This window comes from Sphingomonas sp. 35-24ZXX, from assembly GCF_000786215.1.
Lineage (GTDB): Bacteria > Pseudomonadota > Alphaproteobacteria > Sphingomonadales > Sphingomonadaceae > Blastomonas.
In genome coordinates, this window is record NZ_JROG01000009.1 from 104,567 (window position 1) to 117,230 (window position 12,664).

The following is a 12,664-nucleotide window of genomic DNA, read 5'->3' on the forward strand; positions in this document are numbered from 1 at the left end:
TCACCGGGGCGCGTCTTGGCACCGGAAAACGTTAGATTAATACCGCTTGAAAAAGGGCGTAATTGAAATTCCCACAACGTCCGGGCGATCTTGCCTGTGTGTGACGTTGAGGGAAATGACATGGAACGTCCACTCGCTGTTACGCTGCCCGACGCTGTAAAGCTTACCGGAATGTCGCGGTCTCGACTCTACGAGTTGCTTCAGCAGAACAAGATTAAAGCTCATAAGGCCGGTCGCCGGACACTGATTCCGTTTGCTGAATTGGAAGCCTATCTCGCCAGCCTTCCCACCTTTCAGGCGGGAGCATGAGCAATGGCGGCACATATGCAAAACCCGGGGCTGGCACCCCGGGCTTCGCGCGATTGCTGTGGTCGGCGTTCGCATCATTCCTCTACCGCAACGGACTGGCAGGCGCAAATGCTTGCTACCCGTTTCTGCCTTTCGCCATGGATGGCGCAGGATATGGCGCGGCTCTGCTATGGGGGGCGCTGCGATGACTAAGCAACGCTTTCCCAGCCATCGCGCGGCAGCCCTTGCGCTGTTGACCGGCGATCATCGCTTGAGCCGCAAGGCCGGGTCTTTCCTTGGCCAGCTGGCGGTCGATCCTACGCCTATGACGGAACGGCAAGCCAAGTGGCTGGCGATCCTGTTGGAACAGGCTGGATTGCCACCCTATGCCGGGGAGGGCGCGATATGAGCACCTATCCAGATGCGCCGGGCCATCGCCATGTCGATACATCGATGGCGGCCGCCGACGCCCTAGCCCCCAAGCTGGGCCGATTGCAGCGTATGACAGAAGCCGCGATCCGGGAAGCCGGATGGATTGGCCTTACTGCCGACGAACTCGCTGCAACGCTGGGCATGGACCGCTGGTCTATCCAGCCGCGCACCAGCGAACTGAGGCGCAAGGGTTTGATCCGCGACAGCGGGCAGCGCAGGCCAAATGCTACCGGCAAGATGGCTATCGTTTGGGTGGCGAAATGATGGCGTCCGGCATGCACCAGCCGCAAGGCCGCACCATGCCGGACGGCGTTTTGAAACTTCACCATGGGTCAACTTTCGGTGAAGTTTCAAACGTTGACGATCCGGTTCTTATCGGCGGAAAACGGGTGATCCGGCCGAATGGCACGCATGGTGCAATAAGATACTTAGACAAAGGTTGCGGGGCATATTTCGCTGAAAGCAGTGGAAGCGGCGGTGCCCGTAACCGCGCCGATCGGCTTAGCTACCATCCGACAGCAGGCCATATCGCCAATCTGACAGCCGGGAGCGCGCATGCCGTCGTGATCGGCCTGCCGTTCAACCGAATGATAACCGTGCATTGGGAAGCGGCAGGCGTGGCGCTGGCCGACATGGCGCGGGCAACCGGGCGGTTTCTGGACATGCTCAGCAAGACAATCGCGCGCCACAGCCAAATGCGACCGGGCGAATGCACCGCATGGCTTTGGATGCACGAGAACGGGCCGGGCAAGGGCGGGCATTGCCATATGCTGGCCCATGTCCCGCCCCAGCTGGTCCCGATCATCGCCAAGCGGCAACGGCGCTGGCTGCGATCGATCACCGGCAACCCCTATCGCAAGCGCGTCATCCGCAGCGATCCTATAGGCGGCTGGCTTGGCATGGAAACCATCAATCCGGCCGGGCACGAGGTCAATCTCGCCAATGCGCTGGCCTATGTCTGCAAGAGTGCACCACAGGCCATCCTAGACAGCCATGGCATGCAACGGCGGCACGAACCGGGCGGGCCTATCATCGGCAAGCGCTGCGGCATTTCTCAGAACATCGGACCCAAGGCACGAAAGGCGAAGCCATGACGACAGCAGCAAAACCCAAACGGCGGCGGTCCGCGCAGGCCAAGAAGCCAGAACCGGCCCCAAAGCAAATCACCATCGACATGATTGATGGCGCGACATTGGAACAAGCCAGAGAATCCTTGGCCAAGGTCATCCCCGGCTGGGAAGCGCTGGTGCCGAGCGAACAAGGCGAGCTAGCGCAATTGCTCCTGGACCATCGCAAGGCGCGACAGCCTGCCAAGGTGAAGCTGGCCAAGAAGGCAAATGGCGGCCTCAGCATCGAGATTGATGGCGCATGCGAAACGCAGGGCGTGATGCGCATCATGCGGGCCTTTTCCGCCAACACCATGGACCCGGTCAATGCGCGGGCATCGGAACTGCTCAACTATCTGGAATCGGTCGGTGCGGCGACAGATGCGCGGTACAACGCTGCCCTATCGTTCATCGACAGCATGGCACCGCAGAACCAGATGGAAGCGCTCTTGCTAGTCGAGATGTACTGCACGCATGACGCTACCCTGCGGGCGCTCAAGATGCTGGGGGCGGCGGAATGGACACCGCAGTTGCAAACCCTCGGCAACCTCGCCAGCAAGCTCCTACGGGCCTCACAGGGGCAAATGGAAGCGTTGGCACGCATGCGGCGCGGGGGCGAACAGACGATCCGCCATGTTCATGTCGATAACCGGGGCGGGCAGGCCGTCATTGCCGATACCATCCAGACAGGGGGGGCGAATGGAAAAGCCGACGAACAATCCCATGCAACCGGCCGCGCTGGCCTCAGCTCCGCGATGCTTGGCGTGGACCCGTTCGGGGCAGGCATGCCAATCGCCAGCAGTGAAGGGGCGGAAACGGTGCAGGATGCACGGGGGCACCAATCCGGGGGCACCTGAAGGCAACCGCAATGCTTGGAAGCATGGGGCGCGGTCTGGTGAGGCAATGGACATGAACAACCGAATTAGACGGCTGGCATTTTTGGTGTCATCGAATAGCCTCGAATAGCTGGTGATTCGCTAGCCACAGTAAGATCGATGGCGGCTATCTGCTGACGTGATCTTGCAGCACGGCGGCGGTATACTCGGCGCTTTCGAAGGGATGGTGACATAATGAAAGCGACAATGCTGATCGTTGTCTTTTCAATATGGCTTGCTGGCTGTAACTCTGAGCCAACCGAGGCTTATCCTGCCACTTGCTCAAAAAGGATGGCTGAATTGGCTGCCAAAAAAGAGCTCATCCCTATCATGCAAAAAATTGTAGATCGGAATTTGCGCGATCGTGGGTGTGCAGATTTAGATGGGCTGTTGAAAGATAGCGCGGCGCTGTATCATTTTGAGGAAGATAAGGCACAAGACTGCCAGTGGGATTTTGGGGATGAGAGTGCGTATGCTCAAGCGTATCTCATAATTGAACGAAACAGTGAAGCCCTTGCAAAGCTATGCGAATGGTCTCGGAAAGACGATGAAATGATGCTGGAACGCCAAGGGCAAGGGATACTCCAAGCTGTGCCGCCGGTCGATCGCAAGGCGCTGGAACGGTCGTACGGCGGCACGTAATAATATGTTCTCTGCTGTCGCGTTTGCGAGGCTGCAACATGAGTTTGCTTCGAACGCCACTTTGTCCGTATTCGCCACGGATCATCATTATAGCTGGGCATTGTAAATAAGGGGGGTGTCAACGAGCGTCCTGACCGATAAGGTACGTCTATGGGCATGATGAGAGCCATTGAGCGCGACCCGTTGCTTGCGGGATTTTACAGCATCGGGGACGCGACCCGATTGCTGGGGGTGTCTCATGCCGCAAAGCTTCGCGGCTGGATCAATGGCTGGCCCAATAGCAAATCGGGACCGATTGTTGAGCGTGACTTCAAGCAAACCGCTACGGTCAGCTTTCTGGATCTGATGGAACTGCGCTTCATAGAGTATTTTCGTAGCCAAGGTGTATCGATGCCAACGTTACGCAAAGCCGCCGATCTGGCGCGCCAAGAATGGAGCGTGCAACATCCTTTTGCGCTATCGGATGTGAAGTACCTAACTGACCGGCGTAAAGTTATGGCGCAAGCGTCCAAGGCGGTGGGCGACAAACCCACTTGGGAGCTTGTTACCGGCCAATATTTGATTTGGGACGCTATCGAAGCGTCGATCGCAAAAGGTGTGGTATTTGATCCGGCAACGCATTTAGCCTTGCGCTGGAAACCTCGACCCGGAGACCACCCCGATATTGTACTCGACCCGGCAAGAGCTTTTGGCAAGCCACTAGTGGACAGCGCGGGCATTCCCACGGACGCTCTTTTTCGCCAATGGAAAGCTGAGGATGGGAGTTTTGAAAAGGTGGCGCGCTGGTTCAATGTGTCACGCGAGCAAGTTGAGAATGCTGTGCGCTTCGAACTAGAACTGGCAAATTGAAAATCAGGGCGGATGAGCATGTCGCGGAAGCGATAATCAGGGCGGTCCGTGAGATTGCTTTGCGGGACGGTTGGACGCTGGATTCGGTTGTTAGCGCGGAGCAGGCTGGAAAGCCCGACGTTCACTGGATTACAGAGTTTATGTTAGGCGGCGGCGATGCAATTTTGTCAGCCGACCGGGACTTTTTAGAAAACCCCCCTCAAGTGGCCGCAGTCTTTCGAACAGGTGCAAAAGTGATCCATTTGCCTCCAAAATGGGGGCAGGCGAAAGGAGCGCTGCAATCCGCCCATATCCTAATGTGGTGGGCAAGAATTGAAGCCTGTATCGTCTCCATGAAGCCTCGGCAGTGCTACCGCCCGCCTTGGAACATAAACGAGACGGGAGAATTGCAAGCCATCGCGATCGATTTTCAGGCGGCGCATAAAAAGTTGAAAAAAGCGAACCGGAAGCAAAAGTCGCTTTAGACCACCCTCAGGGAGCTAGCTTGGCGCGGTGATTGAGCGGTCAATGGATGGCACCATTTACAGCCTATTTTCCGTACTCATTCCGTACGGGTCACGTGGGAGGTAGCTAAGTCGTTGAAATGTGGTGCACCCGACAGGATTCGAACCTGTGGCCTCTGCCTTCGGAGGGCAGCGCTCTATCCAGCTGAGCTACGGGTGCGCTGGGACAGGCGATGCCATTAGCAAGGTCACCCGCGCGCCGCCAGCCCCTTTGTGCGGCGAACATTGACCCGGCGGGGTTTGCGGCGTTATAGCTGGGGCTTGCAAGCTGGCGGCCCTGATGATGGGGTCGCCTTTTTACGTTTGGCGCGGCGGTCCCCTGCGCCGCGCTCGCTTGCCGGAACACCATGTTGGGACCGGAAGACAGGAAGGACAAGGCCGCCATGACGATCACGCCGCTGATGCCCGTTTACCCCCGGTGCGCCGTGCGCCCGGTGCGCGGCGAAGGCTGTTACCTGATCGGAGAGCGCGGCGAGCGATATCTGGACTTTGCCAGCGGCATCGCGGTCAACCTGCTCGGCCATGGCCATCCGCACCTGACCAAGGCGATCCAGAAACAGGCCGAGACGCTGGTGCACGTGTCGAACCTCTATGGCAGCCCGCAGGGTGAGCATCTAGCGCAGCGGCTGGTCGATTCGACCTTTGCCGATACCGTATTCTTCACCAATTCGGGCGCCGAAGCGTGCGAATGCGCGATCAAGACGGCGCGTGCCTATCACCAGTCCGAAGGCGGCGATCCCAACCGCACCGTGCTGATCACCTTCAAGAACGCGTTCCACGGCCGCACGATGGCGACGATCAGCGCGTCGAACCAGGACAAGATGCACAAGGGCTTCGCCCCGCTGCTTCCCGGCTTCCGCTATGTCGATTTCGACGATCTGGAAGGCGCCAAGGCCGCGATCGGCCCCGATGTCGCGGGCTTTCTGGTCGAGCCGGTGCAGGGCGAGGGCGGTGTCCGCCCGGCTTCCCCTGAGTTCATGAAGGGCCTGCGCGCGCTGTGCGACGAGCACGACCTGATGCTGGTGCTCGACGAGGTCCAGTGCGGCGTTGCGCGCACCGGCACGCTCTATGCCTATGAACAGTATGGCATCGAGCCCGACATCATGGCGACCGCCAAGGGCATTGGCGGCGGCTTCCCGATGGGCGCGTGCCTTGCCACCGAAAAGGCGGCGCGCGGCATGGTGGCCGGCACGCATGGATCGACCTATGGCGGCAACCCGCTCGCCATGGCGGCCGGCGAGGCGGTGCTCGATGTGGTCGACAACCCCGAGTTCCTCGCCCATGTGCGCACGATGAGCGAACGTCTGCGCGGCGCGCTGGAGCAGCTGATCCCCAATCACGACGCGATCTTCGATTCGGTGCGTGGCATGGGGCTGATGCTGGGGCTGAAGCTCAAGGACGAGGCGGAAAACCGCGCGTTCGTGGCGCATCTGCGCGACCACCACGGGCTGCTGACCGTGGCGGCGGGCGAGAACGTGGTGCGCATTCTGCCGCCGCTGGTGATCGAGCAGAGCCATGTCGACGAGTTCATCGAACGCCTGTCGGCCGGCGCGCGCGACTTTGCGATGCCGGTGGCTGCTTGACGTAGCACGCCTCCCCCTGGCGGGGGAGGACAGGAAGCCTTGGCGCCGCGGGTGCCTGGGCGAACTTGGAGAGGGAGGGGCCGTTGCCATCCGCCCTCTCCCAGCTCCGACTAGGACTTGGCAAGCCAAGCCCAAGTCTTCGCAACCCTCTCCTGTCGAGGGAGAGGGGGGAAGGACCACAATGACCCGTCATTTCCTGAACCTGTCCGATGCCGGACACGATGCCCTCGCCGCGATGCTTAATGATGCGATCGACCGCAAGGCGGTGCGCCATGGCTGGCCCAGGGGCAAGGCCGATCCCGACGCCCCGCTGGAGGGGCACACGCTGGCCATGGTGTTCGAGAAGAACTCCACCCGCACCCGCGTGTCGTTCGACATGGCGATCCGTCAGCTCGGCGGCACCAGCCTGATCCTCGATGCGGGCAGCACGCAGCTGGGCCGCGGCGAGACGGTGGCGGATACCGCGCGCGTGCTCTCGCGCATGTGCGACGCGATCATGATCCGCACCGACGACCATGCCAAGATCGAGGAAATGGCGCATTTTGCGACCGTGCCGGTGATCAACGGGCTGACCGACTTGTCGCATCCGTGCCAGATCGTCGCCGACCTCTTGACGATCATCGAGCACCGCAAGGCGCTGCCCGGGCTGGTCGTCGCCTGGCTGGGCGATGGCAACAACGTGCTCAACTCGATCGTCGAGGCCGCAGGGCTGATGAAGTTTCATGTGCGCATCGGTTGCCCGCAAGGCTATGATCCCGATCCGGCGTTCGTCGCGGCCGCGCAGGCGGCAGGCGGCACGATCAGCTTCCACCGCGATGCTGCACAGGCGGCAGCGGGCGCGGACGTGATCGTCACCGACACCTGGATCTCGATGGGCCAGGCGCATGCCGAGGCCAAGCTTCAGGCGATGATGCCTTTCCAGGTCAACGAGGCGCTGATGGCGCTCGCCAAGCCCGACGCGCTGTTCCTGCACTGCCTGCCCGCACACCGCGAGGAGGAAGTGACCGCGAGCGTGATCGACGGGCCGCAATCGGTGGTGTGGGACGAGGCGGAAAACCGTCTGCATGCCCAGAAATCGGTCTTGCGCTGGGTGTTCGGCCAGATCTGACACCCCACAACGACACGCACATAAAAAGCCCCGGAGCTTCGCGCGCCGGGGCTTTTTCATGTCGTGCTGGCTGCACCGATCAGCTGGCGATCAGATCGCTGTGCTTTTCGGTCAGCTCATAGGCCTTTTCGTACCAGTCCGAGCCGGGATAGTTCGCGCCCAGCACCGCTGCGGACTTCTTGGCTTCGGCCGGAATGCCGAGAGCCAGATAGCATTCGGTGAGGCGATACAGCGCCTCGGCGGTGTGGCTGGTGGTCTGGAACTTGTCGACCACTTCGCGGAACCGCAGCGTGGCGGCCAGCCAGTTCGAGCTGCGCTGATAATAGCGGCCGATTTCCATTTCCTTGCCGGCGAGGTGATCGTTGACCAGATCGACCTTCAGCCGTGCATCGGCGGCATAGCGGGTGTTGGGATAGCGGCGCATCACTTCGCCCAGCGAAGCCAGCGCCTGCTGGGTGATCTTCTGGTCGCGGGTAACGTCGCTGATCTGCTCGTAATAATTGAGCGAAATCAGGTAATAGGCGTACGGCGCATCCTTGTTGCCCGGATGGATCGCGAGGAAGCGCTGCGCCGACTGGATCGACTTGTTGTGATCCTTCGCCAGATAATAGCTGAACGCGCTCATCAGCTGCGCGCGGCGGGCCCAGGGCGAATAGGGGTGCTGGCGTTCGACCTCGTCGAACAGCTCGGCCGCGATCTTGTTCTGGCCGCGGTCGAGCCGGTCCTTCGCTGCCATATAGAGGGTGCTGACATCGCGCGCGATGTAGTTGGTGTTGACCTTGTCCTTGCCGCCTGCGCAGCCGGAGAGCACGGTCAGCGCAGCGGCGCTTGCCAGAGCCAGTTTGATCGCCTTGTTCATGGCCGCAACCCTTATCGGCTAAGCACCCGTGCGCCAAGCGCAAATCAAGCGGGTTGGCGAGGATTCGCCGCAGGCCTGATCGGGTAGATTTGGGCGGCTGTATCCGCGATGAACGACCGCGGCGATCAGAAGCTGCCGTTGATGTCGAGGCTGACAACCGGCCCGAAAAAGCGGGTCCGGTCCTCGACAAAGGCCACCGGCCCGTTGCGCCTGGCGACATAGAAGGTGCGGCGGAACGCCTCGTTGGTGCCGATGATGTTGGACAGGCCCAGCCGCACGGTCATCCCGCGCACATTCTTGTTCTCGACGTAGAAGCCGAGGTCGCCACCCTCGATCGGGAACTCGGCGAGCTGGCTCAGCCGCACCTCGTCGGCCTGGCTGAAGTCGAAGTAATTGCCGCCCACCGCCCAGTCGCCGCCCGGGATGTCATAGCGCAGCTCCGCGCTGAACTCGTGGATCAGATCGCCCGAAATGCGGCGGCGGATGCCGGTGAGCGGGTCGGGCAGGCTGGACTTGCGATAGGTATAGGCGATGTCGAAGCGCACCCCGGTCCAGCCGATCACATCCATCTTGAAGGTGCTGTCGATCGAAAATCCCCAGATCGTCGCGCTGTCGATATTGCCCGGGGCCTCGCCGGTCGCGCCGATCGGCACCTGGTCGACGATGTCCTCGACGAAGTTGACGAACGCCTTGGCGTTGACCGAGCCCAGCGCCCCCAGGTTCTGCGTCGCCTGGAAATCGATGTTCCAGCCTTGCTGCGGGACCAGTTCGGGGTTGCCGCTGTTCTGGTTCTCCGCACCGAGATCGGCCGAGGCCACGAAATCGAAGAAGTTGAGCTGGCCGACATCGCGCTGCACGCGCAAGGAGAGGTCGAGCTTCTTCGTCGGCTTCCACGCCAGCGAGACGAAGCCCTTGGGGCGGATGAAGCTGCGCGTCAGGCCGCCCGCGCCGCTTTGCATGATCTGCGAATATTCCGCGCCGAGCGAGGTCTGCAGCGTCAGCCGCGACGACAGCGGGCGTCCGTAGCTCAGCCCGATTTCGGCGCGCTTCTCTTCGACCACGGCGTCCGATCCGGGCAGCGGCACCGCGACGAACTGGCCCGTCGTGTCGAGCAGCTTGAGGTCGGCTGTGGTATCGAGCTTGTTGATCGCGCCTTCCAGGCTGAACTGCCAGTCGGCACTGCCTGCCTTCCAGCCATATTCGGCGCGCGCAATGGTTTCGGTCTCGTCGATCACCGTCGCCAGGCTGTTGCCTTCGCGCGGGCGGCGGTCCTCGAAGTCGAGGAAGATGCGGGTGAAGAACGGGCTGTGCTCGAACCGGCGCAGCCCGATGAGCTTGAGGTTGCCGCCCCACAAGGGGAAGAGGTAATCCCCGCCGATCTCGTAATTATACTCCTTCTCGGTCTCCAGATAGTCGCGGTCGCGCACGACTTCGCCATCCGAATCCTCGGTAATCCGGGTCCACGGGCGCTCGAACGAGAGGTTGAGATTGCCGATCTGGCCGTTGTCGCCGGTGTACTTGATCCCGGCTGCAAGGCGCGGCTGGTCGCCATTGACGTACAGCTCCTCATAGCGCCGGTCGGTGACATTGCCGGCGGCGTCGAGCACGCGTTCGGTCCCCGCATTGCCGTTGCGGAAGCTGTCGTTGGAAAGGCTGAGCGTATAGGCGATCTTGCCGGCCTTGCCGCTGATCGACACCTCGCCGTCGAGATATTGCGGATCGGTGCGGCGGAAGCGCACGCGCGGGCTCCAGCGGAACTGGCCGGTCAGCTGGTCGACCTTGCTGACGATGTTGACCACCTGACCCGTCAGGCCGGGCAGGTTCAGCGTTGCGCCATCGATCAGTTCGATGCGGATGACATTGCCCGCGCCGATGCGGCCCAGCTCGGAGACGACATCGTTGCTCTTGCCCGAAAAGCGCTCGCCGTTGATCAGCACGTTGCTGCCGCCCTGGCCCAGGCCGCGACGGTCCTCGCCTTCGGCGATCGAGAAGCCGGGGATCTGGCGGACCATGTCGAGCGCGGTGCGTGGCGCGAAGCGATCGAAATAGTCGGGCGTGAAACTGCGCAGCGGCGTGGTGCTGGTCGCAGCCGCCGGGCTCGGGGCCGGGCTGGCAGGGGCATCCTGCGCCAGCGCGATGCCAGGCAGGGCGGCGATAGCCAGCGCCGCGGCAGAAACCAGATACCGGCTTTTCACGAAATTTCCCCTGCATTTTTCGGAGGCGGCCCGGCTGCCGGGGCGATCAACTACATCCGTAGTCGCCCTGTGCCGCCACCGTGCCGCGATGGCGCATCGGCTTCGACCGGCGCACCTTGGTGTTCGACGAAACGCAATTGGCCGGCGCAAGTGATCAATCCCGTTTACCGTTGCCATGAGGCCGGTTAAGACCATCGTCTCTGGGGGGAAGGACCGCACCATGGACCCGCACGACATCATCGAACACCGCCCGATCGAGGCCCGCTCTGGCGTGCGCCGGATGGAGGGGCTGCCGCGGATCGAGTTCCGCTCGTCGACCTTCGCCTTTCTGCTGCAATCGGGCACGGGCTGGCTGATCCTCGCAGGCGCGCTCGCCGTGCTGGCGGGTGGCATCTACGCTGGCTATGGCTGGCAGACCGCCGCCGTGCTGGCGGTGGTGCTGGGGGCGTACATCGCCTGGACGCACATCGAAAACCGGACCAGCCTGTTCTGGATCGACGACCAGCGGCTGTTCATGCGGCGCGGCATCCTGATGCGCAGCGAGGAAGAGATCGAGCTCTATCGGATCAAGGACGTGAAGGTCTCGTTCTCGATCATCCAGCAGATGTTCGACAACGGCACCATCCAGATTTCATCCTCCGATTCGAGTGGCCGGCTGGCGTCTGCCGCGCCGCATCCGCGCACGATGATCGAGGTGACCAACGTGCGCGACGCACGCGCGATCCGCGCCGAACTGCGCGACCGGGTCGAGGCGATCCGGCAACGGCGCGGCGTGCGCGAACTTGATATCGGTTGACAGGGAAACACCATGACATTGAAGACGTTCGGCCTCGCTGCCGCCACCGCATTGCTGGCCTTTGCCGCTCCTGCGCATGCCAAGCTCTCTTCGCAGGAAGCCAGAATGGTCGAGGCGGTGGACAAGGGCCATGACCGCTGGATCAGCGTGCTCGAGGCGATCACGCTGCAGAACAGCGGCAGCCGCAACTTGGCCGGCGTCAGACAAGTCGGCGACATGGTCACGCCCGAGCTCGAGAAGCTGGGCTTCAAGGTCGAGTGGGTTGATCAGAGCGCGGCCAAGCGTTCGGGCCACCTGATCGCCACGCGCACCGGGCGGCCGGGCAGCACCAAGATGCTGCTGATCGGCCATCTCGACACCGTGTTCGAGCCCGATTCCCCGTTCCAGGGGGTCAAGCGGCTCAATGAAACGACGCTCGAAGGCCCGGGGATCGAGGACAACAAGGGCGGGGTCATCACCATGTTCGCCGCGCTGGAAGCGATGCAGGCGGCGGGTACGCTGTCGGCGGCGACGATCACCATCGTGCTGACCGGAGACGAGGAAGACGCGGGCGACCCGATCGACATCGCGCGCGCCGACCTGATCAAATGGGGCCAATGGGCCGATGTCGCGCTCGATTTCGAAGGGCTGAGCCAGGTCGACGGCAAGGACATGGGCTCGATCGCGCGGCGCTCATCCTACAGCTGGCAGGTCAACGCAACCGGCAAGGAAGGGCACAGCTCGGGCATCTTCTCGGCCAGCGCGGGCCATGGCGCGATCTACGAACTCGCGCGGATCATCGACCAGTTCCATGACGAGCTGCCCGAGGACAAGCTGACCTTCAACGTCGGCCTGATCGCGGGCGGATCGGTGGCGCAGCTTGATGCCGACCTCGTCCGCGCGCAGGCGGCGGGCAAGACCAACATCATCCCCGCGCTCGCGGTGGCGCGCGGCGATTTCCGCACCTTGAGCGACGAACAGTCCGAACGCGTGAAGGCCAAGATGCAGGCGATCGTTGCCCAGCATCTACCCGGCACCAGCGCCGAGATCATCTTCGAACAGGGCTATCCCCCGATGGCCCCGACCGAAGGCAATCGCGGCCTGCTGCGCAAGCTCAACGTCATCAACGCGGACCTGGGCCTCGAGCAGATGGCCGAGCTCGATCCCTTGAAGCGCGGCGCAGGCGATATCTCGTTCGTCGCGCGCTATGTCGACGGGCTGGTCGGCATGGGGCCGGCGGGCGACGGCGCGCATGCACCCGGCGAAACGGTGGATCTGCCGAGCATCAAGCGCCAGGCGAAAAGGGCGGCGATCTTGATGAGCCGGTTGGCGATGGAAAAGCGGTGAGGGGTTGGGCTTGCTGCTCAAAACAGCAGATTAAATCCCGTTGCTGAAATCAGCACCAATCCCGCTCAGCCTGAGCCTGTCGAAGGCCCCGCTATACGGTTG

At 62.2% G+C, this 12,664-nt stretch carries 15 protein-coding genes and 1 tRNA gene; 13 read left to right on the forward strand and 3 right to left on the reverse strand.

Translation table 11 applies throughout. From position 1 onward, the window contains the following. The first annotated feature begins 120 nt into the window (after window positions 1-120). The 9 genes from LI72_RS16570 to LI72_RS16610 all read left to right on the forward strand — a co-directional run bounded on the left by LI72_RS16570 (window position 121) and on the right by LI72_RS16610 (window position 4,656). On the forward strand, window positions 121-309 hold the full coding sequence (locus LI72_RS16570; protein WP_033927063.1) for a helix-turn-helix domain-containing protein: 189 nt from the start codon (window positions 121-123) through the stop codon (window positions 307-309). Window positions 310-493: 184 nt separating this feature from the next. Continuing rightward, the gene (locus LI72_RS16580) at window positions 494-697 is read left to right on the forward strand and encodes a hypothetical protein (RefSeq protein ID WP_033927199.1); all 204 of its coding nucleotides are present in this window, start codon (window positions 494-496) and stop codon (window positions 695-697) included. Continuing rightward, window positions 694-984, forward strand: coding sequence for a hypothetical protein (locus tag LI72_RS16585; protein WP_033927065.1), 291 nt, complete (start codon window positions 694-696; stop codon window positions 982-984). The genes LI72_RS16580 and LI72_RS16585 overlap by 4 nt, the downstream gene beginning before the upstream one ends. 323 nt (window positions 985-1,307) lie before the next feature. Then, complete coding sequence (locus LI72_RS20545) at window positions 1,308-1,814, forward strand: hypothetical protein (protein WP_231562512.1); 507 nt, start codon at window positions 1,308-1,310, stop codon at window positions 1,812-1,814. Continuing rightward, entirely contained in the window at window positions 1,811-2,683 is an 873-nt protein-coding gene (locus LI72_RS20105; RefSeq protein WP_156139666.1) for a hypothetical protein, read from the forward strand. Before LI72_RS20545 ends, LI72_RS20105 begins: the two co-directional genes overlap by 4 nt. Continuing rightward, window positions 2,628-2,792 carry a hypothetical protein gene (locus LI72_RS20730; RefSeq protein ID WP_443018130.1) on the forward strand — a complete coding sequence of 55 codons (165 nt, stop codon included), beginning with the start codon at window positions 2,628-2,630 and terminating at the stop codon, window positions 2,790-2,792. Before LI72_RS20105 ends, LI72_RS20730 begins: the two co-directional genes overlap by 56 nt. Window positions 2,793-2,908: 116 nt before the next feature. Next, window positions 2,909-3,343 carry a hypothetical protein gene (locus tag LI72_RS16600; protein WP_156139667.1) on the forward strand — a complete coding sequence of 145 codons (435 nt, stop codon included), beginning with the start codon at window positions 2,909-2,911 and terminating at the stop codon, window positions 3,341-3,343. Window positions 3,344-3,499: 156 nt separating this feature from the next. Next, on the forward strand, window positions 3,500-4,192 hold the full coding sequence (locus LI72_RS16605; protein WP_197051947.1) for a DUF433 domain-containing protein: 693 nt from the start codon (window positions 3,500-3,502) through the stop codon (window positions 4,190-4,192). After that, a complete protein-coding gene (locus LI72_RS16610) occupies window positions 4,189-4,656 on the forward strand; it encodes a hypothetical protein (RefSeq protein WP_033927069.1) in 468 nt (155 codons plus the stop codon). The genes LI72_RS16605 and LI72_RS16610 overlap by 4 nt, the downstream gene beginning before the upstream one ends. A gap of 122 nt (window positions 4,657-4,778) precedes the next feature. Here LI72_RS16610 and LI72_RS16615 read toward each other — a convergent pair. After that, window positions 4,779-4,855: transfer RNA gene (locus LI72_RS16615), tRNA-Arg, on the reverse strand. A gap of 223 nt (window positions 4,856-5,078) precedes the next feature. Between LI72_RS16615 and LI72_RS16620 the strand changes: the two genes are divergently transcribed. Together LI72_RS16620 and argF are read left to right on the forward strand one after the other, a co-directional pair. Next, entirely contained in the window at window positions 5,079-6,278 is a 1,200-nt protein-coding gene (locus LI72_RS16620) for an aspartate aminotransferase family protein (RefSeq protein ID WP_033927201.1), read from the forward strand. Window positions 6,279-6,459: 181 nt separating this feature from the next. Beyond that, complete coding sequence (gene argF / locus LI72_RS16625) at window positions 6,460-7,386, forward strand: ornithine carbamoyltransferase (protein WP_033927070.1); 927 nt, start codon at window positions 6,460-6,462, stop codon at window positions 7,384-7,386. A 79-nt stretch (window positions 7,387-7,465) separates the two neighbouring features. Here the strand turns inward: argF and LI72_RS16630 are convergent, their stop codons facing one another. Then, window positions 7,466-8,245: an outer membrane protein assembly factor BamD gene (locus LI72_RS16630; protein ID WP_033927071.1), complete on the reverse strand. Its 780-nt coding sequence runs from the start codon at window positions 8,243-8,245 to the stop codon at window positions 7,466-7,468. Window positions 8,246-8,370: 125 nt separating this feature from the next. Next, window positions 8,371-10,440: a TonB-dependent receptor plug domain-containing protein gene (locus LI72_RS16635; RefSeq protein WP_052130097.1), complete on the reverse strand. Its 2,070-nt coding sequence runs from the start codon at window positions 10,438-10,440 to the stop codon at window positions 8,371-8,373. A 220-nt stretch (window positions 10,441-10,660) separates the two neighbouring features. Here LI72_RS16635 and LI72_RS16640 point away from each other — a divergent pair, with 220 nt between their 5' ends. Both LI72_RS16640 and LI72_RS16645 read left to right on the forward strand, forming a co-directional pair. Beyond that, window positions 10,661-11,236 (forward strand): PH domain-containing protein, encoded by a 576-nt coding sequence (locus tag LI72_RS16640; protein ID WP_052130100.1) that lies wholly within the window; start codon window positions 10,661-10,663, stop codon window positions 11,234-11,236. Between the two features lie 12 nt (window positions 11,237-11,248). Continuing rightward, on the forward strand, window positions 11,249-12,562 hold the full coding sequence (locus LI72_RS16645; protein WP_033927072.1) for a M20/M25/M40 family metallo-hydrolase: 1,314 nt from the start codon (window positions 11,249-11,251) through the stop codon (window positions 12,560-12,562). Window positions 12,563-12,664 lie beyond the last annotated feature (102 nt).